This window comes from Caulobacter sp. CCH9-E1 (assembly GCF_001556515.1).
In the GTDB taxonomy this organism is placed as follows: Bacteria; Pseudomonadota; Alphaproteobacteria; order Caulobacterales; family Caulobacteraceae; genus Caulobacter.
The window spans coordinates 1-21598 of sequence record NZ_LSJA01000008.1 but is presented as its reverse complement, the minus strand read 5'-3'; the positions used below and the strand labels follow the sequence as shown (position 1 = coordinate 21598).

Annotated in this window: 16 protein-coding genes and 1 pseudogene; 3 read left to right on the top strand and 14 right to left on the bottom strand. The window is 67.1% G+C overall.

What is annotated here, in order from left to right; translation table 11 throughout:
• Positions 1-87 precede the first annotated feature (87 nt).
• Positions 88-525: a DUF4142 domain-containing protein gene (locus tag AX690_RS00565; protein ID WP_231732066.1), complete on the bottom strand. Its 438-nt coding sequence runs from the start codon at positions 523-525 to the stop codon at positions 88-90.
• Here AX690_RS00565 and AX690_RS23495 point away from each other — a divergent pair.
• A complete protein-coding gene (locus tag AX690_RS23495) occupies positions 518-766 on the top strand; it encodes a hypothetical protein (RefSeq protein WP_231732065.1) in 249 nt (82 codons plus the stop codon). The genes AX690_RS00565 and AX690_RS23495 overlap by 8 nt on opposite strands.
• A gap of 15 nt (positions 767-781) precedes the next feature.
• Here AX690_RS23495 and AX690_RS00560 read toward each other — a convergent pair whose 3' ends face one another.
• The 6 genes from AX690_RS00560 to AX690_RS00535 form a co-directional block, all read right to left on the bottom strand.
• Positions 782-1957, bottom strand: a complete 1176-nt coding sequence (locus tag AX690_RS00560) for a zinc-dependent alcohol dehydrogenase (RefSeq protein ID WP_066685417.1) — start codon at positions 1955-1957, stop codon at positions 782-784.
• Between the two features lie 9 nt (positions 1958-1966).
• Entirely contained in the window at positions 1967-2374 is a 408-nt protein-coding gene (locus tag AX690_RS00555) for a hypothetical protein (protein ID WP_066685419.1), read from the bottom strand.
• Positions 2375-2835: 461 nt separating this feature from the next.
• Positions 2836-3084: a hypothetical protein gene (locus tag AX690_RS22575; protein ID WP_156449508.1), complete on the bottom strand. Its 249-nt coding sequence runs from the start codon at positions 3082-3084 to the stop codon at positions 2836-2838.
• Positions 3085-3339: 255 nt separating this feature from the next.
• Positions 3340-6330, bottom strand: coding sequence for a TonB-dependent siderophore receptor (locus AX690_RS00545; RefSeq protein WP_066685423.1), 2991 nt, complete (start codon positions 6328-6330; stop codon positions 3340-3342).
• Between the two features lie 125 nt (positions 6331-6455).
• Positions 6456-9488: a glycosyl hydrolase family 28-related protein gene (locus tag AX690_RS00540; RefSeq protein WP_066685425.1), complete on the bottom strand. Its 3033-nt coding sequence runs from the start codon at positions 9486-9488 to the stop codon at positions 6456-6458.
• Between the two features lie 23 nt (positions 9489-9511).
• Positions 9512-12517, bottom strand: coding sequence for a glycosyl hydrolase family 28-related protein (locus AX690_RS00535; RefSeq protein WP_066685427.1), 3006 nt, complete (start codon positions 12515-12517; stop codon positions 9512-9514).
• A gap of 163 nt (positions 12518-12680) precedes the next feature.
• Here AX690_RS00535 and AX690_RS00530 point away from each other — a divergent pair, with 163 nt between their 5' ends.
• Positions 12681-13256, top strand: a complete 576-nt coding sequence (locus tag AX690_RS00530; protein ID WP_231732063.1) for a gluconokinase — start codon at positions 12681-12683, stop codon at positions 13254-13256.
• Here AX690_RS00530 and AX690_RS00525 read toward each other — a convergent pair.
• The gene (locus AX690_RS00525) at positions 13245-13922 is read right to left on the bottom strand and encodes a FadR/GntR family transcriptional regulator (RefSeq protein WP_066685432.1); all 678 of its coding nucleotides are present in this window, start codon (positions 13920-13922) and stop codon (positions 13245-13247) included. The genes AX690_RS00530 and AX690_RS00525 overlap by 12 nt on opposite strands.
• A 293-nt stretch (positions 13923-14215) precedes the next feature.
• Between AX690_RS00525 and AX690_RS00520 the strand changes: the two are divergent.
• Positions 14216-14416 (top strand): annotated as a pseudogene (locus AX690_RS00520) (response regulator transcription factor); the annotation flags it as partial.
• Between the two features lie 82 nt (positions 14417-14498).
• Here the strand turns inward: AX690_RS00520 and AX690_RS00515 are convergent.
• The 6 genes from AX690_RS00515 to AX690_RS22570 form a co-directional block, all read right to left on the bottom strand.
• On the bottom strand, positions 14499-15281 hold the full coding sequence (locus AX690_RS00515; RefSeq protein ID WP_066685433.1) for an SDR family oxidoreductase: 783 nt from the start codon (positions 15279-15281) through the stop codon (positions 14499-14501).
• Positions 15282-15404: 123 nt separating this feature from the next.
• Entirely contained in the window at positions 15405-16094 is a 690-nt protein-coding gene (locus AX690_RS00510; protein ID WP_066685434.1) for a winged helix-turn-helix domain-containing protein, read from the bottom strand.
• Positions 16095-16101: 7 nt separating this feature from the next.
• Entirely contained in the window at positions 16102-18780 is a 2679-nt protein-coding gene (locus AX690_RS00505; RefSeq protein ID WP_066685435.1) for a sensor histidine kinase KdpD, read from the bottom strand.
• Positions 18780-19373 (bottom strand): potassium-transporting ATPase subunit KdpC, encoded by a 594-nt coding sequence (gene kdpC / locus AX690_RS00500; RefSeq protein ID WP_066685439.1) that lies wholly within the window; start codon positions 19371-19373, stop codon positions 18780-18782. Before kdpC ends, AX690_RS00505 begins: the two co-directional genes overlap by 1 nt.
• Positions 19374-19400: 27 nt before the next feature.
• On the bottom strand, positions 19401-21461 hold the full coding sequence (gene kdpB / locus AX690_RS00495) for a potassium-transporting ATPase subunit KdpB (protein ID WP_066685441.1): 2061 nt from the start codon (positions 21459-21461) through the stop codon (positions 19401-19403).
• Positions 21462-21472: 11 nt separating this feature from the next.
• A partial coding sequence (locus AX690_RS22570) for a potassium-transporting ATPase subunit KdpA (protein ID WP_156449507.1) occupies positions 21473-21598 on the bottom strand: 126 nt, incomplete at its 5' end.

Below are 21598 nucleotides of genomic sequence, written 5' to 3'. Positions count from 1 at the left end.
GGGAAGCCGGCGGCCCCTTCTAATCCCGAAACGAAGAAAGCGTGGCGGTCGACCGCCACGCTTTCTTTTCTTGGCGTTTCGCGAAGGCTAGTGCGCGACGTCGCCGCCAGCCTTTAGCTGTTGCACGTGATCGAGGTGGGCCTGGATCTTCGGAACGGCCTTCGAGGCCGCATCGCGCAGGCCGGCGTCATCGCCGCGTTGGGCGTAGCCCTGCATCAGCGTCAGCGCCTCTTTGTGAGCGGCGTCCTGCTGGTCGAGATAGACCTTGTCGAAGTCGGCCGGCGCGGCCGCGTTCAGATTATCGATCATGCCCTTGCGACGCTCGTCCAATCCAGGCGGCGCGGTCTTGCCGGCGGCGGCGATCAGCGGCTTCATGGCGCTGGACAGGGCCGTGTGGTCGGCGACCATCATCTTGCCGAAGTCCTTCACGCCCTGTGCCTTGCCCTTCTGCTGGGCGATCTTGCCGGCCTCGATCTCGTACATGTCGCTGATCGCGGCGTTGGTGACGAAGGCGTCCGTGGACATCGGTCCCGCCATGGCGGCGGAGGTCGTCCCGACGGCGGCCGAGGTAGCGTCTTGGGCGGCGTTGACAGCCGGGTTGCTCGTGCCCGGGTCGTTCGGATTGGGCGTGGCGTCCTTTTGCTGGCAAGCCGCCAAGGAAAGGGCCGCCACGGATGCGGCGGCCGCTAAAGTCATTCGAGCCATGTTCGTCTCCAAGAAGTGGTCGAAGCTCAACGACAGGGAGACCAAAGTGTTCGGCCGCTAAGCAAAAGACATGGCGTCAGGGCTTGAGCACCACCTTGACGCAACCGTCCTTCTTGTCGCGGAAAGTCTTGTAGAGCTCGGGTCCCTTGGAGAGCGGCGCGGTGTGAGTCACCACGAAGGTCGGGTCGATCTCGCCTTCGCCGATGCGCCGCAGCAAGTCATCGGACCAGCGCTTCACGTGAGTCTGGCCAGTGCGGATCGTCAGCCCCTTGTTCATCACCGCGCCCATCGGGATCATGTTGGACATGCCCCCATAGACGCCGGGAATTGAGACGACGCCCGCCGCCTTACAGGCCATGATCGCCTCGCGCAGGGCCACGGGCCGTTCGGTCTCCAGCTTCATCGCCGCCTGGGCCCTGTCGATCAGGCCCAGCACCGGCGTCGGCCCATGGGCTTCCAGGCCGACGGCGTCGATGCAGCGCTCGGGACCGTGCCCGTCCGTCATCTCCTTCAGGGCGTGCAAGACGTTGACCTGACTGCGGTCCAGGATTTCCGCGCCCAGTCCCTCCGCCATTGCGAGCCGCTCGGGAACGTCGTCGATCGCGATCACCCGCTTGGCGCCCATGATCAGGGCTGACTGGATGGTGAAGAGGCCCACCGGACCGCAGCCCCAAACCGCGACAGTGTCGGTCGGGCGAATGTCGGCGAAGGCCGCGGCCTGCCAGCCGGTCGGCAGGATGTCGCTGAGAAACAGGTACTTCTCGTCCTCGCCCGACTCCGGGACCTTGATGACCGTGGTCGCCGCGTAGGGCACGCGCATGTACTGGGCCTGGCCGCCAGCGTAGCCGCCCGTAATGTGGGAGTAGCCGAACAGCCCCGCCGTCGTATCGCCGAAGAAGGCCTTGGCCAGGTCCGCGTTGCGGTTGGTCGTCTGGCAAACGGAGTAGTTGCCCTGGCGGCACTGTTCGCACTCGCCGCAGATCATCTGGAACGGCACGACCACGCGGTCGCCGACCTTCAACCCCTTGGCCTTCGCTTCCAGGCCGACTTCGACGACCTCGCCCATGGGCTCGTGTCCCATGACGTCGCCCGCGCACATGGTCGGCACGAAGCCGTTCATCAGGTGCAGATCGGACCCGCAGATGCAGGTCGAGGTGACGCGGATGATCGCGTCCTTCGGATCCTCGATGATCGGATCCGGCGCCTCCTCGCAGCGGAGGTCCTTCTTGCCTTGCCAGCAGATCGCCTTCATCGCCGCCTCCTATGCGCAGTCGCGCTTGACGTTGGTCATTCGCACCGCGGCCACGACATCGAGGGCGGTGATCGCCAGCACCACGCCCATCGCCAGGCGCGCGTTGCCGCGTTTGGGATTGTCTCGCCGCGCCAACCGGCGCAGCACCAAGATGTCGAAGACATCGCCCGCCACCCGCGCCCACAGGGCGCTGGACTTGGTCGGGTCCGACGCCAGGACCATGCCCGTGGCCAGTTCGCGCGCACCGAACAAGACGCGCGTCGTGGAGGCCGACGCGCGTATGCCCAGGAAGCGGTTGACGCTATGGGGCGCAAGAAGCCCCCAGACCCCAAGGCCTAGGGCGTTCTGGCCAAGCACCATCGAGATTTGAGGCGTGACGGCCGGCGCGGCGCGCACACGGTCAGTCGAAAGGGTCATCTGCTTGCCGCCCGGGAGGCGGAAGGTCCTGGTGGGAGCAACGGACGGCGCGCCGCCGCCTCGCGCGCCGGGGCTCCACGACCGAGGCTCCTGCGCCAATGACGCTTCGCCCCCCGTGCGCGAGCGGCGTCGGGGCGATGATGTCGGGGGGGCGTCTAGCGACATGCGGTCCTCCACATTGAAAGGTGATCCAGAAGGATCGCGCGCGGCGGCGAGGCTGTTCCTGCGGCCAGCAATTGATGATCGCGAGGTCAAACGCGGCGGGGAGGTTTCGGGCGCGTGTCCTGCAGGCGCACCTCACGCTCGTCGCCTGGCGAGGCGGGAACGGGTTGGCGTGGGGTGGCGACCTTGTGAACGCCGCCTAGACGGTCGGCGGTTTTGGGATCCTTGCCCTGGGGCATGGCGCTCTCCTTCACTGGGCGACGCCTGCCAACGAGCGGTCGAGCCCGGAAGTTCCAGTTTCAGTGAATCGTGAAACGGCGCTGGACCGGATGGGTGTGAGGACCAGCATCCAGCTCGCCGGCCGCGCTGTCCGATCGATCATGAATGACGACCTTCACCCCGCGCCCAGCAAGAGTGAAGGCCGCCGCCAGCCGCACCGCGCTGCGTTCGGCGGCGCGGCCAGCGATAAAAGCCTGCAGGCCAAAATCCGGTCCGCAATCCGCGCCCCCCGCTCGTAAGGGTCTGACGTTGACCGTGATCTGGGTCATATGGCGTGTTCGCGCTTTAGAAGGACGGACCACCACCGCCGCCTTTAGCGGTCTGAACGAGCATCGCCTTAAGCGGCTGCCGGACGGGTCGAATGTGAGATCCGCCGTCCATCGCCGCCGGCCGCTTCAGATACGCCCCTGCCCACGACATCGAAGCCAGCCCCTAAGCCCAAAAAAGAAAAACGCCCGGGTCTTGCCGAGACAAGACCCGGGCGGCGCCGCCCAGGGGGGAGGTGAAAAGCGGCCGCGGAAGGCCTAGAAGCTGTAGCGCAGACCGACGTGGTAGAAGCGGCCCAGCAGGTCGTAGAGCGCCGGGTTCGCGTCGAGACCGGTGTTGGTCTGCGGCGACGGGGTCGGATCGCGGTTCAGCAGGTTGTCGACCTTGCCGTAGAGCTGCAGGCCGTTGCCGAACTTGTACGACGCGCTGACATCGACATAGGTCGCGCCGCTCATGTGGTTGTAGTCGATGGTCGGCCGGCTGCCGGTCGAGACCGGGCAGCTGCCCGGCTTGCATTCGACGTATTCGGTGGTCGTGCCGCCGAACCGGCCATCGCTGAACCAACGCTCCTGCACGCTGATGGCGAAGCGGTCGTTATCCCAGGACTGGACGGCCAGGACCTTCCAATCTGGCGTGGCGCCGGAGTTCTGGCCAGCCGAGTCGACGGCGACCGCTCCAGGGATGCCCGGATTGGTGACGAACTTGTGGACGTTGGTGGCCAGGCCGCGGACCGTGAAGCGGCCTGGAACACTGGGCAGCTCAAAACGGTAGCTGCTCTCGATATCGAAGCCGCTCGTCTTGATCGACGCCAGGTTGAACGTCTGCGAGTTCACGAAGGCCGACGGCGGGTTGAGGTTGAAGGCCCCGCAGAACTGGGTAAGGCCCGCATAGCAGAAGTTGACGATCTGCTGAGCGCCCAGGCTGGAGATGCCGCCGTTGAGGACGATGTTGTACCAGTCGACTGAGATGCTGAAGCCCGGCAACCATTGCGGGTTCGAGAGCACCGCGCCAAGGGTGACGTTCTTGGCGATTTCCGGCTTCAGGTCCGGGTTGCCCACGACATTCTGCAGCACGGTCAGCGAGCCGCTGGACGGCTGACCGGCCGGAGGCTTGCCGTTCGAGGGAATGGTGAAGTTCGGCAGCGTGGTCGTCACCGGCGCGGCGAACAGTTCCGACAGGTTCGGCGCGCGGACGTCACGCGAGGTGACGGCCCGCAGGCGGACGCCGTCGACCGGCGTGTCCCAGGTGACGCCGACCTTCCAAGTGTAGATGGTGCCGGAGGTGCTGTAGTCGGTCCAGCGGCCGGCCATGTTGAGGTTGGCCTTGCCCGCCGCGTCGGAGTTGACCAACGGCATGTTCACTTCGGCATAGGCTTCCTTCACCGAGTACTTGCCGGCGCCGGAGTGGTAGTTGCCCGCGAACCAGTTGGAGCCCGCCGCGTTCAGGATCGGATCGGCGGGGTAGTCGGCGGTGTTCGGAGAATCCGTATTGCCGTCGCCGTAGGGGTCGCCTTTGACGTGGTACTGCTCCTTGCGCCACTCGCCGCCGATGGCCAACGAGATCGGTCCCGCCCAGCCGTTGATCGGCTCGCCGCTGAAGTTGATGCTGGCGACGTCCTGCTTCTGGACAGAGTGCTGGTACGGGCCGTTCTTGGGCGTGATGTAAGCCAGGGCCGCGTCGCTCGGGCGCTGGCCGCCGAAGATGTTGATCGGCACGCAGCCATTGGCGCGCGCGATCGGATCGGCGCAGACGATCTGGCCGTTCACGAGCGTGGCCTGGACCGCCGCCCGATAGCGCGGCGTCAGCAGGATGTCGCGAACATGGATATTCGTCGTGTTCTCGCCGTGCTGGTAGTAGGCGTCATAGCGCCATTCCGTGCCCAAGGCGTTGAACTTGCCATCAGCGCCGATCACGCCGCGATACTGGGTCCGCGTAGGATGCACCGAGATGTTGCGCGGCAGCAGCGCGTTGCTGGTGCCGAAGGTGAAGGTCGTGATGCCGTTCGCGGCGCAGGCCGCGACGATCGACGCCGGCAGATACGGATTCGAGCACGACATCGTCAGACCGGTCGTGGCCGCGCCCGGATTAGGCTGGTTGCTGCTCTCCACGCGGGCGGCGTTGAAGGTGGCGTAAATCTCGTTGTTGGCGTCGAGATCGAAGCCCACACGGCTGTAGCTGTTCAGCCGCTTGATCCGCGACTGCAGCGAAGTGCCGATTCCGACGTTGCCCGACAAGTCGCCGCCGATGCAGAAGCCGCCGTTCGTGTAGCAGCCGCTGACGGCGCCGTTGGCCGCCTTGGACGGCACGCCGCCGCCGCCGTACTGGAACTGGAACGGATTGCCGGCGGCGTCGAACGCCGTGCCTTGCAGCGGACCCGCGCTGATCAGGCCGTACTTGGCGTACTGATAAGCCTGGGCGTGCTCGCGATAGAGATATTGTGGCGAGCCGTCATTGGTGACGCCGCGATTGACCAGGGTGGCGGTCGTGTACCAGTCACGGCTGCCCGGCGCGTCTTCTCCGAAGCCGCCCGCCGGGACGCCCTCTTCCCAGTCGTATTCGCCGCTGACCTGCACGTGCAGGCGGTCATCCATGAAGTTCTTGCCCGCCGCGACCTGGGCCAACCACTGGTGGTTGTCGCCATAGGTCGTGACGCCGCCCATCACATTGGCCTTGAGCCCCTCGAACTTCTTGTTGGTGATGAAGTTGACGACGCCGCCGACGGCGTCCGAGCCGTAGGAGGCCGAGGCGCCGCCGGTGACGACGTCTACCCGCTCGACGAGGAGCTGGGGGAACAGGCTGATGTCGGGAACGCCGGTGACGTTGGCCGGCACGACGCGCTGGCCGTCCAGCAGCGTCAGGGTGCGGATGGTGCCAAGCCCCCGCAGCGAGAACGACGAAAGGCCCTGCTGGCCGCTCGACGTGCTGAAGGTGCCGGTGGTGGCGCCGCTAGAGCCCTGCAGCGACGGCAGCTGGGTGATGGCGGTGAAGATGTTCGGCTGGGCGGCGCGCTCCAGCTCCGCGGCGCCCAGCACCTGGGTCGGCGTCGGCGCGGTGAAGCCCGTCGAGCGGATACGAGATCCGGTGACCACGATCTCGGTGACAACCGAGTCGTCGGCGGTCGTGGCCGGCGGCGTCTGCGCCGCCTGTGCGTGGGCGGCGCCGCCCACCATGATCGTCGCGAACGCGCTCGTCGCGAGCAAGGCGCTCAAAAAGGACGATCCCCCTCGCGTGCTACCGACAGCACTCATCCTACATCCCTCCCAGTTTTCTTTTGGCCATTGTCGACGGCCTGGGAGGACTGTGTCAGAGCGGTGGGGGACGAACTATTAGACCATGGTCGTAGGCGACCGGAGAGCGAGCTGGACCGTCGCTCCTAGTCCGCCCGCACGGCGTAAAGGCCATGGTGCGAAAGCACGTACAGGGTCCGTTTGTCGGCCCCGCCGAACAGCAGCTGAAGGGGCCGTTCCGGCACGTCGATCCGGCCCAGCTCGCGACCGTCCGACGCATAGACAAACACCTGACCGTTGGCGACATAGACGCGCCCCTCGGCGTCCGTCGCGACGCTCTCGCCGCCGCGGTCGGCGAAGACCTTGAGGTCGGTGATCGCGCCGCGTGCGTCGACCCGGCCGCTATAGGTCTTGTTCTCCGAACTGTTGGCGACGAAGACCCGCTGACCGGGCTTGGCCGTGGTGAAGCCGTATGTGTCCAGCGCGTTCGAGAACCTCAGGCCGCGATGGTCCGGCGGCCCTTGCTGGAACACGCGATAGGCCGGCAGCGCCAAGCTGCCGTCCGGAGAGACATATTCCAAGACCGGCGGCGCAGCCGTCTCCCGCGCGAACAGCTCGGCCAGGGTCGTAAACTGATAGGTGTCCGGATCGATCTGATCCTTGAACTCGCCATTGACCCACCAGTTGATGGGCAAGACCTTGGCGGCGTTCGGCCGTCCGCCCGCCGGCGTCGCCGGAATGACCGTCACCTCGGTGTCGGGGCTGCCGGGCTTGAAGCTGTAGACCGAGCCGTTACGGCCGTCCGACGACAGCACCAACAGGTTTCCAGAGCCGTCGACCGCGAGGTTGATGGGATCTAGCGTATTGTCCCGAACGATCGAAAGCTTGCGCTCCGACGACCAGCTGTAGATGCGCTGGTTGCGCCGGTCGGTGAAGTACAGGACGCCCGTCGCATCGACCGCGCCGCCGCCCGCCGAGAAGAAGCCGTCCGCGAGGCGCTCGACCCGGGCATTGGCCGGGAACACCGACGGCGCCGACGCCTTCGCGTCCTTGCCGATGTCCAGCACCGCGAACTGCCGCTCGCGCACCTGCAGGCCGCTCGTCACGTCCTCGATCGCGTTCTCGTACGGATACTTGGTCAGGCGCAAGAAGGTCGCGCAGCCGCCTTCGTCGCAAGTGGAAAAGCCGCTCTCGCCGTTCACCGCCACATTGCGGAAGCGAATGTCCTGCGAGTTGTAGATCTTCACGGCCGAGGAGACCGGACGGCGCGTCCGCGTGACGCGATAGCCGTGATAGTTGGCCAGCAGGATGTCGCGGGAGTCGCGGATCTCCAGCGACACCGTGTCCTCGCCCTCGCCCGCCTCCTCCTCGGTCTGGGGCGCCAGGAACTCCCAGTTGGCGACGCGGTTCAGGCTGATCTCGGACCGCACGTGGTGCTCGACCGACGCTTGATAGACGTGGCCAGGCGTCGTCGTGTCCGACACATAGATGCCCGAATAGGCGTAGGTGTTCGGGCTCCAGACATTGGCGAATGTCCCGCCCCCGCCGTTGGTCACCCAAAGGCTCGGATACTGGCCGCCCCAGCGTTTGGCGGTGTCCGGATCGGCCGAGGCGTTGGCGTTGTAGGGATTGAAGCGCGAGCCGTCGTACAGGTTCGTGCCGTGACCGCCCTGGAACTTCACGTCGTTGACCATCGAGCGCTCGCCCGCGGTCCACAGCAGCGCCGTGGCGCGGGGATTCTGGCCCTCGGTGTAGAGGCCAAGGCCAAAGACGATGTTGTCGCCGCCCTTGCCGGACTCGACCAGCGCCTTGGGCGCGCCGACGCCCTGGAAGGCCGGCGTGCCGTGGGGCAGGACGATCTGCGTCAGGCTGGGATGCAGACCGATCAGAACGGTGTCGGGCCGCAGCTTCAGCGTGTCGGTGACGCGGTAGAAGCCGGTCGGGAAATAGACGACGCGATGGGTGTCGATCGCCTTCTGGATCGCGGCCGTGTCGTCGGTGGCGTTATCGCCCTTGGCGCCCAGGTCGCGGACGCTGTTCCACTCGGACATCGGCGGCAGGTCGCGGATCGCGGGCGTCTGCGGCGCCGGATAGCCCTTTAGCGCCTCGGCGTCGAAGGTGGTCTTGTACTCGCCCATCTGGCCGAGCGCGGGCACGGTCAAACCATAGTTGAAGGCGCCAACCCGGTAGGCGCTCCCCTTCCCGGCCACGGTCTTGCCGCTGTCGCGGAAGCGGGCGAACACGGGCGTGCCCTTGGCGACGGCGTTCTCGAAGCCGACCTGGGTGTAGACGTTGCCTTCATTGGAGATGACGACGCCGGCCTTAGAGACGTTCTCGAAGCGGACGTTCTTGCCCCACAGCCAATCGCCATAGCCGCGGTCGATCTCGATCCCGACCGGCGTATCGCGCATGGTCACGTTGACGAGGGTGAGGCCCGCCTCGTGCTCGCGGATCGCCGCTTCGCGCTGACCTTCGAAGGTGGAGTCGAGCAGCACGAAACCCCAAGCCGGCGACGGCTTCTCGGTCAGGATGCCGTAGCGGCCGCCCTTGAAGTGCAGGTCCTCGGCCTCGTTGCCGATCTGGTACAGCGCCGCCAAGCCCGAGCCGATATCGAAGCGCATGTGGCTCAGGAAGGCGTGCTGGGCCGCGTGGAACCGGATCGCCGTCGCGGCCGGATTGCCCTTGCCGATCTCGAAATCGACATTGCTCATCGCCGTGTAGAAGGTGCCCGAATTGGCGTCCGGCACGTCCTTGTTGAACGGCACGCTGCCTGGCGGCGGGAACGGGACCCTTCGCGCCGGGTCCGGCTTCGCGCCCGCGACGATCACCATGTTGGCGACGCCCTTCTGGAAGCCAGGGGTCGCGTCGCCCAGCACGATCACCGGCCGGGTGGCTCCAACGCCGAACACTCGAACACCGGGCCATAGGAACAGCGTCTTGGTGATGCGATAACGACCCGACGGCAGGAAGACGACACCACCGCCGGGCTTGGCGGCGGCGTCGATGGCCTGTTGCAGCGCCGCGCTATCGTCAGCGCGGCCGTCGCCGCGCCCCTTCGCGATGATCGCCGCCGGATCGGCTGGCGTCGTGACGAAAGCCGAGCGGCTCTCAGCCAAAGCAACGGAGCCGACAGAGGTGGAGGCCAGAAGCGCGGCCAGCGCGATGGTCATGGTCTTCATGGGCGCCCTCCCCCGGGCTTTTCTCAGGGCGTTACGGCGTAGAGCGAATGGTGGGTCAGAATGAACAGGGTCCGACCGCCCTCGCCGCCAAAGATCAGCTGCAGCGGACGCTCCGGCACGTCGATCCGACCGACCTGTTTGCCATCCGGCGCATACTGGAAGATCTGGCCGTTGGCGACGAACACGCGACCCTGCCTGTCCACGGCGACGCTTTCGCCACCGCGATCAGCGAACGCCCTAAGGTCGGTGAGCGTCCCGCCGGGGCCAACTTGGCCGCTGTAGGTCTTGTTCTCGGAGCCGTTGGTGACGAACACCCGCTGTCCGGCCGCGCCGCTGATCAGACCATTGGCCTGGAGGGTGTCGGCCCAGCGCCACCCCACGTGATCCGGCGGCCCCTGCTGCCAGACGCGGAAGGCCGGAAGCACGACGCTGCCGTCGGGCGAGACGTATTCCTGCGCCTTGGGCGTTCCGACGTCGCGGGCGAACATCTCCGCCAGGGTGGTGAAGTGGTCGGTCGCCGGGTCGTACTGGTCGCGGAACTCGCCGTTCACCCACCAATTCACCGGCAGCAAGGTCTTGGCGCCCGCGCGTGGCGCGACGGCCGTCGGCGAGATCATCGTCATCTGGTCTTTCGGCCCCTCGGGATCGATCGAATAGACCGAGGCCTGCGGACCATACGAGGACACGACCAGCAGCTTGCCCGAGCCATCGACCGCCAGGTTCGTCGGGTCCAGCGAGTGGTCGCGCACCACCTCCAGGCCGCGCCCCTCCGTCCAGCGGTAGATGCGCTGGAAACGCTTGTCGATGAAGTAGAGCGTCCCATCCGCGCCCGTCGTGGCGCCCGAGATCGACCAGAAGCCGGTTTCCAGCTTGCGCACCCGCGGATCGGCCGCCGGCGGCGCGCCGGGGGAGACCGGACCGGTGACGTCCAGCACGGCGAATTCGCGTTCGCGAACCTCTAGCTTGCGGGTCTTGTCCTGGATCGCGTTCTCGAACGGATACTTGCTGGCCCGCAGATAGGTGCCGCAGCCGATCTTGTCGCACAGGGCGATGCCGCTCTCGGCGTTGATGTGGACATTGCGGAAGCGGATGTCGGTGGAGTTGAACAGCTTCACCGCCGTTTCGGCCGGATGGTACGACCGCGTCACCCGATAGCCGTGATAATTGGCGAACAGGATGTTGCGCGAGTTGCGCACCTCCAGCGACACCGCGTCTGGGCCGTCGCCGACCTCCTGCTCGGTCTGGGGCGCGAGGAACTCCCAGTTCTCGACATTGTCGAGCACGAACTCGTTGCGGACGTGGTGCTCGACCGAAACCTCGTAGATATAGCCGGGGGTCTTGGTGTCGCTGATGTAGAAGCCGGCCGAGGCGAAGGTGTTGGGGCTCCAGACGTCGGCGAAGGTCCCGCCGCCGCCGTCGGTCACCCAGATGCTGGGATACTGCGCGTCCCAGCGGCCGTCGGCGACCGGATCGCCGCTGCGGGCCTGGGCCGCGCCCAGCGACTTGCCGTCCGCCGTCGGCGTGCCGCCGCCGCCCATGATCTTGACGTCGTTGACCATGGAGTTCGCGCCCGAGCGCCACAGCAGGGCCGAGGCGCGCAGGTTCACCCGGCCTGTGAAGAGGCCGATGCCGGAGAGGATGTTGTCGCCGCCGCGCGGCGTTTCGAGAATCGGCCTGACAGCGCCAACTCCCGCATGCTTGGGATTGTTGTCCGGGATGACCAGCTGGGTGATGGCCGGGTGCAGGCCGATCAGCACCGTGTTGGGCCGCAGCTTCAGGGTGTCGGACACCATGTAGAAGCCGACCGGCAGATAGAGCACGCGGTGGGTGTCGATCGCCTTCTGCAGCGCGGCGGTGTCGTCCGTCGAGCCGTCGCCCTTGACCCCGAGGGTCTTGACGTTGGTCCATTCACCCATCGGCGGCAGGGCTCGCAGCGCCGGCCTCGCGGCCGTCTTGGCGGCGAGTGGCTTGATGTCGGCGACCGTCTTGTACTCGCCCGTCTGGCCAAGGGCCGGCAAGGTCAGCCCATAGGTGAACGAAGCCACCCGATAGTCTTTCCCCTTACCCGCCACGGTCTTGCCGCTGTCGCGGAAGCGGGCGAACACCGGGGTGTTGGTGGCGGTCGCGTTGTCGAAGCCGACCTGGGTGAAGACGCTGTTCTCGGCGGAGATGACGACCCCAGCCTTGGAGACATTCTCGAAGCGGACGTTCTTGCCCCACAGGCTGTCGCTGTAGCCGCGATCGATCTCGATCCCGACCGGCGTGTTCTTGATGCCGACATTGACCAGGGTCAGGTCGACCTCGTGCTCGCGGATCGCCGCGTCGCGCTGGCCGTCGAAGGTGGAGTCGACCAGGGTGAACTGCCAGGCCGGCGAGGTCTTCTCGGTGACGATGCCGTAGCGCCCGCCGTGGAAGTGCACGTCTTCCATGATGTTGCCGGCCTGGTAGACGCCGGCGAAGGCGGAGCCCAGGCGGAAATCCATGTGTCGCAGGAAGGCGTGTTGCGCCATGCGGAAACGGACGGCCGCCGCCGCGGGATTGCCCTCCCCGATCTCGATGTCGATGTTGCTCATCGACGAATAGAAGGTGCCGGAATTGGCGTCGCGCACCTTGGCGGTCGTGGGGCGCACGGTCGGGACCGGCACGGGAATGTCGCCGACCTGATACTGGTCGCCGCCCGTGAAGGCGATCATCGTCGCGACGCCCGTCTGGAAACCCGGCGTATTCGCGCCGAGCACGAACACCGGACGGGTCGCCCCGACGCCGAACACCCGCACGCCCGGCGGGACCAGCAAGGTGCGGCTCAGGCGATAGCGGCCAGACGGCAAGAAGACGAGGCCATGGCCGGTTTTGTCGCGGGCGGCGTCGATGGCCTTCTGAACAGCGTCGGTGTCGTCCGCGCGACCGTCGCCAACGGCCTTGACCACCACCGCGTGCGGATCGTCGGGGATGGAGGTCAGGATGGAGCGGGTTTCCGCTAAGGCTGGAGTCGAAACCGCCAGGATGGCCGCGAAGACAACCGCTCTCATGTCACTCTCCCAGTCACTATCCTCAGCGATATGAGATCGCCGAGGCGTACGCATCCGAGACCATGGTCGTAGTTACGCCCGAACAGGCGCTCGGTAGAAAACAGGTTCCGATCGAGCGCTTGCCAAGCCTGTCCAGGCGCTCGGCCAGCCACGGGGAGCTCGTTTGCAGACGCCATCCAGCAGCCGCGCGCGCCCTGACGAGGGGCTTGCCATCGTGACCATGGGCGTCAGCGGCTGCGGGAAGTCGACGCTGGGCGCGCTTCTGGCGCGTCGCCTCGGCTGCGCCTTTCTCGAGGGCGACGCCTTCCACGACGAGACGGCGGTCGCGAAAATGCGGGCGGGGCGCCCCTTGACGGACGAGGACCGCTGGCCGTGGCTAGATCGGCTGGGCCTGGCGATCAAGGAGGCGCTGGCGTCCGAAGGCCAGGCCGTCGCCGCCTGCTCGGCCTTGAGGCTCAAGTATAGGGAACGTCTTCGCGCCGCGATCGGCGCGCCAGTTCGCTTTGTGCTGCTCGAGGCCAGCCGCGAAGAGTTGCTGAAACGCATGACTGAACGGCCCGACCACTACATGCCTGTCAGCTTGCTCGACAGCCAATTGGCCACGCTGGAGCGTCCCGCCGCCGAAGAGCAGGTCTTCGCCCTTGACGCCCTCATCTCCCCTGATCAGCTCTGCGACAGCGTGGAGAGTTGGCTCTCGGACCAGCCGTTGCCCGCCGACGCTCTCGCCTCAGGGCATTAGCCGCTTTCGCCCACGCGATAGGTGCCATCGCATCGCCAGCGCCGCCCCGTCGCCGTCTTGGGCGCGGATAGCCTCCACGATCATCTCGTGCTCGCGCATCATCTCGTCGATGGCCTCGGGGGGCCGCGAGCGGGAGATATCGACCCCGGCCCGCATGATCTTGTCGACATCGGGCTGAAGCGCCTCGAACGTCACCAGGAAAGCCGGGTTGGCCGTGGCCAGCACGATCCGGCGGTGCAGCTCCATGTCCTCGTCATGCGCGGGGGCGTTCGACAACAGCGCGGCGCGCAGGCTGGACAACGCCTCCTCGATCCCGGCCATCTCCTCGCTCGATCGGCGGGCGGCCGCCAGGCGGGCGGCCTCGGCCTCCAACACGAACCGCACCTCGTAGCTGCCCAAGGTCGATGGCAACTCCGACAGCGGCATATAGGCGCCGAGCTTGTCGGAAGGCCGGTTCTTCACGAACGATCCAGCGCCGCGACGGGCCTCGGTGATGCTGTCAGCGGCCAACCGGACCAGCGCCTCGCGGACGATCGTACGCGACATGCCGAAGATCTCGGCCAGCCGCGCCTCGGACGGCAGCCGGTCGCCGGGGGTCAATCCCTCGACCTTGATCATCTCGACGATGCCCAGATAGGCCTGATCGGCTAGCCGCCCCTGGCTCATCCGCCCCTCCCCTTTTGGCGTCGCTTACCGAGAAACCTGTCCAACAGATTCACGCCAATGGCAACGCCCGTGGAAATTGTTTGCGTTAACATTGACCATTCCGTTTGAATCTGTCCAACTAATATAACTACGTTCGTAGGCACGAACCGCCCGCTGGCGAAGACCGGCGCACAGACCAAGGCGGAGGCCGCTCATCGCAAGATGCGCGGTGTGGGACAGGAAAAGCAGGGGTGAACATGACCGGGAAAAAGCAGGACAACGCCGAAACCACCACGCGGGTCGGCCTTTGCGACCTGACGCCGACGCAGCTGAAGGTTCTCGAAGGCGTCAACTCCGGGCTGCTGAACAAGCAGATCGCCTTCGACCTCGGCATCGCCGAGGCGACGGTGAAGGCGCACATGACCGCGGTGATGCGGAAACTCAACGTTCACAATCGGACCCAAGCCGCGATCGCGGCGCGCGCGATGAGCCTGGAGCCGCGGGCGGCGCAATAGAGGCCACGACGGTCGCGGCTCGCCCCGTGCGAACCGCGACCGCGAGGCTTTTCATCTCGAAACGGAAAGCCGTTCGGGCGCTTTAGGTCTCGTCCGTCCCAGGCTCGGCCATCTTGCGGTGCTGACCAGCCAGCACCGATTGCGGGGTGACCGCGGCCGCCGCGGCCTGCATCTTGTTCTTCAAGCCGTGCACGATGTCGCCCTCCCCGCGCATCATCGCCTCGAATCCCGTCTTGGCGACGTCCGCTGGATCATCCTTCTTGCCCTGACCGATCTTGGTGTCGAGCATGTCCGCGCGTTCGAAGAATTCGGTGTCGGTCGCGCCCGGCATCAAGCAGGTGACCGTGACGCCGCTGTCCTTCAGCTCATCCCGCAAGGCGAACGAGAAGCTGTCGATGAAGGCCTTGGTTCCGTTGTAGACCGCCTGGAACGATCCGGGCATCAGGCCGGCGATCGAACCTGTCAGCAGGATCCGCCCCCGCTCCTGATCTCGCATGCGGCGTCCCAGCTGATGCAGCAGATAGATCGTGCCGGTGACGTTGGTGTCGATCACGTGCCGGATCGCCGCGAAATCCTGATCGAGAAACGCATGACCCAGGCCATGGCCTGCGTTGGCGAGCAAGGCGTCGACGCGACGTCCGCCGACTTTCGCCAGCAGCTGATCGACGCCATCGGTCGTCGCGAGATCGCCTTGAACGGTTTCGACGGAGGCCCCGAGGCCCCGAAGCATCTGCTCCGTTTCAGCAAGAGGCCGATCAGCAGCGATGATCAGGTCAAAACCGTTCTGCGCGCAAAGCTTGGCCAATTCGTAGCCAATACCGCTCGAAGCGCCGGTCACGACCGCCAGCGGACGTAGGTCAACCATATCCCTGCTCCCTTTCGCTCATGGCGCGACGACACCGTGTCGGCTTGGCGATGGAGGTGCGCGGCCATCGTCGAAACGATGGATGGGCGTCGCTGTTTCCAGGCGTATCAAATGTGCCGAGCGCTATTCGGCCAGGCGATACCCGACGCCCGGCTCGGTCAGGATCAGCTTTGGCTTGCCGGGATCATCTTCCAGCTTCTGCCGCAACTGCCCGACGAACACTCGCAGATACTGGGTGTCGTCGGCGTGGGCCGCGCCCCAGACGCTGACCAGAAGCTCCTTGTGCGTCAGCACCTTGCCCTGGGACATGGCCAGGCGGCTCAGCAGGTCGAATTCCTTGGGCGACAGTTTCACCGGCTGGGCCGTCTTGGTCACGAGACGCCGGTCGAGATCGATCACCACGTCCCCGAGCGAAAGCGGCTCCGTCGGTCGCTTGACTGTGGTCGACTGCCTTAGCGCCACGCGCAGTCGCGCCAGCAACTCGCCGACGCCGAAGGGTTTCTCGACATAGTCATTGGCGCCGCGGTCCAGCGCCTCGATCTTCTCGACCTCTCGGTCGCGGGCGGACAGGATCAGGATCGGCCCCTCGTAGAACGCCCGCGCCTTCTCCAGCACCTCCTTGCCGTCCATGTCGGGTAGGCCAAGGTCGAGCACGACGGCGTCCGGCGACCACAGGGCGATGCCGCGCAGCCCCTCCTGGCCGCTATCCGCCCGCAGCGCCTCGTAGCCGGCCGCGTCGAGCGCGGGCCCCAGGAACCGGTGGATCTGCGGCTCGTCGTCGATGACGAGGATACGGTGGCGAAGCGCGCTCATGCCGACGTCATAGCAGATGGTGCGGCGTGTCGACGCCCTTCGGCAGACTGATCAGGATCCGCGTCCCTTTACCGTCGTGAATGGGGCTGGCGGCGGCGATGCGTCCGCCCAGCGCATCGATGAAGCCCTTGGCGATCGACAGTCCCAGGCCCGCGCCCTGGCTGCGATCGCTGGGCTCTTCCATGCGGCGGAACTTGTCGAAAACCCGCTCCAGCTCCGAGGGCGGGATGCCTTTCCCCTCGTCCTCGATGCTGATCACCACGTTCGACCGGTCCTCATAGGCCGCCATCTCTATGCGAGCCTCGACCGGGCTGTAGGCGATGGCGTTTTCCAGCACATTGACCACCACCTGTTCCAGCAGGCTGGCGTCGGCCTGCACCAGGGACAGCTCGCGCGGATAGTCGCGGGTCAGCGCGCGTCCGCCCAGGCGGCGGGAGACGCGATCGGCGGCGGCGTTGAGGACGTCGCGCACGTCGATCCAGTCGGTCCTGAGCCGCAAGGCGCCGCCTTCGATGCGGGTCATGTCCAACAGGTTGGCGACATAGCGGTTCAGTCGCTCAGCCTCCTCGCGGATGCTGACGACGAGGTCCTCGCGCACTGGCTTGGTCAGCTTGTCGCCGTAGTCGATCAGCGTGGTCGAGGCGCCCAGCACGGTCGAGAGCGGCGTGCGCAGGTCGTGGCTGACCGAGTTCATCAAGGCCGAGCGGAAACGGTCGGCGCGACGCAGGGTCTCGGCCTCGACCGCCTCGGACGCCAGTTGCGAACGCTCCAGCGCCACCGCCCCCTGCTCCAGCAGCGCCAGCACCAGACGCTCGTGGTCGGAGCCCGGCGGCGCGGCGCCGGCCTCGACGCCGGCCACGCCGTTGCGGGCCCGCACGCCCTCCATCGGCCAGAAGGTCCAGCGCGCCTGCGGCAGGGTCCCCGTCCCGAAGCCGGCGGGCTCGCCCTTCTCCCAGGCCCAGCGCGCGGCGGCCATCTGGGCGGCGTCCAGAGGCTCGAGACTGGGTGAACCGAAGGCGGGCGCGATCTCCTCGCCCTCCGGCAGCAGGACCATCGATCGTCCACCTGCGGCGGCTGAGACCTGCTCCGCCAGGGCGCGGGCTACCGCGTCTCGTCCTGTCGCGGCCGACAGGGTGCGGCTAGCGGCGAGCAGGGTCGTCACGGCCGCCGCGCGGCGCTGGGAGCCCAGGGCCTGATCTCTCACGCGTCCGGCGAGGCCGCCCGACGCCAGGGCCACCGCCCAGAATACAATCAGGGTGATGAAGTCCGTCGGAGAGCCGACCACCAGGCTGTAGCGGGGCTCTAGGAAAAGATAATTATAGACGATGAATGCCACGGTCGCCGCCGCCAAGGCCGGACGCAGACCATGAAGAACCCCAGCCGCCAGCACCGCGGCCAGGAAGATCATCCCCAGGTCGACGCGATCGAAGGTGACGTCCAGCCCCCAGGCGGCCAGGGTCGCTGCGAGGATGAACAGCGCGCCAACCGCATAGCCCTGCCAGCGTCCCAGTCCGAGAGGCTTGGGCGTTCGGGGCTCGCGCTCATGCGCGGCCTCGGTGACGACGTGAACCGCCACGCCCCGCGCCTCACGCAGCAAGGCGGTGGCCAGGGAGCGTCCGAGCAACTGGCGCCAGCGGCTCTCGACGGACTTGCCGATCACGATCTGGGTGACGTTGTGACGGCGCGCGTAGGCCATCACCGTGTCGACGATGTCGCCGCCGCTCAGCGCCACGGTCGCGCCGCCCAGTTGCTCGGCTAGACGGTAGGCTTCGCGCAGCCGCGCGGTGTCCCCGTCCTTGGCCAACGGCCGGTCGGTCCGCTCGACGTGGGCGACGATCCACGGCGCGTCCATCATCATGTCCGACAGACGCCGTCCTGCTCGCACCAGGGTGGCGGCCATCGCATCGCCGCTGACCAGCACCAGGATCCGCTCGCCCGCCGCCCAGGGCCCCTCGACGCCCTTCTCGCGCATGGTGGCGACGAGCTGGTCGTCTACAGTCTGGGCCGCACGGCGCAGGGCCAGCTCGCGCATGGCCGTGAGGTTCTCGACCTTGAAGAAGTTGTCGGCCGCCAGCCGCGCGGTTTCGGGGACATAGACCTTGCCGGCCGCCATGCGCTCGCGCAGCTCGCCGGGCGTGATGTCGACGAGCTCAATGTCGTCGGCGCGCGACAAGGCGCTGTCAGGCACGGTCTCGCGCTGGCGCACGCCCGTAATCCGCTGGACGACGTCGACGAGGCTCTCCAGGTGCTGGACGTTCAGGGTCGTCCAGACGTCGACGCCGGCGGCCAGCAATTCCTCGACGTCCTGCCAGCGCTTAGGATGGCGCGAGCCGATGGCGTTGGAGTGGGCGTACTCGTCGACCAGCAGGATCTTGGGCTTGCGCGCCAAGGCCGCGTCGATGTCGAACTCCATCTGAACGCGGCCGCGATGCTCGATCGGCTTGCGGGGCAGGATCTCCATGCCACGCAGCAGGCTTTCGGTCTCGCGACGGCCGTGCGTCTCGACGACGCCGATCAGGACATCCGCGCCCTCGGCCTTGCGGCGGCGGGCGGCGCGCAGCATCTCGTAGGTCTTGCCCACGCCCGGCGCCATGCCCAGAAACACCTTGAGACGCCCCCGGCGCGCCTTGTTGGCGGCGGCCAGGAGCGCCTCGGGGTCGGGCCGTTTCGGTTCGTCCGCCGGCACTAGCCGCCTTTCTGACTGGTGTTTGGCGGAAAGCGGGCGTCGAGCGCCCGGTTGAGCGCGAGGACATTGACCCGCGGCTGGCCGATGAAGCCCAGCAGGGGCTGCTGGAGCTGACCGTCGATCAGCGCCATGACCTCGTTTTCCGGGACGCCTCGCGCCTTGGCGATGCGCAGCGCCTGGAAGCGGGCGTTGGCCGGCGAGATGTCCGGATCCAGGCCCGAGGCGGAGGTGGTGACGGCGTCGGCGGGGATGACCGCGCCGGGGTTCTCGGCCCGCAAAGCGGCCGCGTCGACCTTTTCCCGCCCGATCAGCTTGTCGTTGAGCGGACCCATGTTGGAGCCGCTGGAGGCCGTGGCGTCATAGCCGTTCCCCGCCGACGAAGGACGGCCGTGGAAGTATTCCGGCTTGGCGAAGGCCTGGCCGATCAGGGCCGAGCCAACCACCCGGCCGCCGGCGTCACGGACGAGACTGCCGTTGGCCTGGGTCGGAAACACCACCTGGGCGACGCCGGTGACGGCCAGCGGATAGGCCAGGCCCAGCAGAGCGGTGAACAAGCCCATCGAAACTAGAGCGGGGCGAAGATGAGAAAGCATGACGGATGAGTCTCCGATGGCTCGTGTTTACGCCAGACCCAGGGCCGAGACCACGAGGTCGATCAGCTTGATGCCGACGAACGGCGCGATCAGGCCGCCCAGCCCATAGAGGGTCAGGTTGCGCGACAGCAGCTTGCCGGCGCCGACGGCGCGATACTTCACGCCCTTCAGGGCCAGCGGGATCAGGGCGACGATCACCAGGGCGTTGAAGATCACCGCCGACAGGATGGCGCTCTGCGGGCTGTGCAGCTTCATGACGTTCAGCGCGCCCAGCGCCGGCAGCGAGACCACGAACATCGCCGGGATGATGGCGAAGTACTTGGCGACGTCATTGGCGATCGAGAAGGTCGTCAGGGCGCCGCGGGTGATCAGCATCTGCTTGCCGACCTCGACGATCTCGATGACCTTGGTGGGATCGCTGTCGAGATCGACCATGTTGCCGGCCTCGCGGGCGGCCTGGGCGCCGGTCTGCATGGCGACGCCGACGTCGGCCTGGGCGAGCGCGGGCGCATCGTTGGCGCCGTCGCCGCACATGGCCACCAGGCGGCCCTTGCCCTGCTCTTCCCGGATCAGCCGCAGCTTGTCCTCCGGCGTGGCCTCGGCCAGGAAGTCGTCGACGCCGGCTTCCGAGGCGATCGCGGCGGCCGTCACCGGATTGTCGCCGGTGATCATCACCGTGCGCAGGCCCATGCGGCGCAGGTCGGCGAAGCGCTCCTTCACCCCGGGCTTCACGACATCCTTGAGGTGGATGACCCCGACGACCACGCCGTCCTCGCTGACCGCCAGCGGCGTGCCGCCCGAGCGGGCGATCCGGTCGACGGCGGCCGTCAATTCGGCCGGGATGCTCTTGGGCTCCAGCGCCAGCGACCGGTAGACGGCGTCCACGGCCCCCTTGCGCCAGGAGTGACCGCCGTGGTCCAGGCCCGACTGGCGAGTCTGGGCGGTGAACGGGATCGAGGTCGCGCCTTCTGGCGGCTCGACGGTCAGGCCGGCGTTGCGGGCCAGCTCGACGATAGAACGGCCTTCGGGCGTTTCGTCGGCCAGAGAAGCCATCAGCGCCGCCTTCATCGCCGCGTCAGGACGCATGCCCGGCGCCGGGATGACCTCGGTGGCCATGCGGTTGCCGAAGGTGATGGTGCCGGTCTTGTCCAGCAGCAGGGTGTCGACGTCGCCCGCCGCCTCGACAGCACGCCCGGAGGTCGCCAGGACGTTGACCTTCAGCAGGCGATCCATGCCGGCGATGCCGACCGCGGACAGGAGTCCCCCAATGGTCGTCGGAATAAGCGTGATGAACAGCGCGCCCAAGACCAGCGGGTCCAGAGCCACGCCCGAGAACTTGCCCAGCCCCAGCAGGGTCACCACCGCGATCAGGAAGATCAGCGTCAGGCCCGCCAGCAGCACGGCCAAGGCGATCTCGTTCGGCGTTTTGCGGCGGTCCGCGCCCTCGACCATGGCGATCATGCGGTCGAGGAACGTCGATCCGGCCTCGGCCGTAACCCGCACCTTGATCCAGTCCGAGACCACGGTGGTGCCGCCGGTGACGGCCGACCGGTCGCCGCCGCTTTCGCGGATGACCGGCGCGCTCTCGCCGGTGATGGCCGCCTCGTTGACGCTGGCCATGCCCTCGATGATCTCGCCATCGGTCGGAATGACGTCGCCGGCCTCGACCAGGATCACCTCGCCGACGCCCAGCTTGTGAGCCGGGGTCGGGATCCAGGTCCCGGTCTTAGGATCGACGAGCAGCTTGGCCTTGGTGGTCACCCGCGTCGCACGCAGGCTGTCGGCCGCCGCCTTGCCGCGGCCTTCGGCGACGCTTTCGGCGAGGTTGGCGAACAGCACCGTGGCCCACAGCCAGACGGCGATCTGGATGGCGAAGCCCGCCGCCTGATGGGTGGCCACCGCCGCCACCGCCGAGACGGTCGAGAGCAGGGCCACCAGCCAGGTGGCGAAGATCACAGGATTGCCGGTCAGCTTGCGCGGATCGAGCTTGAGGAACGCCTCCTTGGCCGCGCGGGCCAGGACGGCGCCGGAGAGACCGCCGGCCAGGGCGCGTCGCCCTTCGCCGGCGTGGATGTCGATCGAAGTCATGGGATCACCACTCAGCGGAGGGCCGCGACCGCGCCGAGCGCCTGGAAGTGCTCGACGATCGGTCCCAGAGCCATCGCGGGGAAGAATTGCAGGCCGCCCAGGATCAGGATCACCCCGATCAGGACGCCGACGAAGAG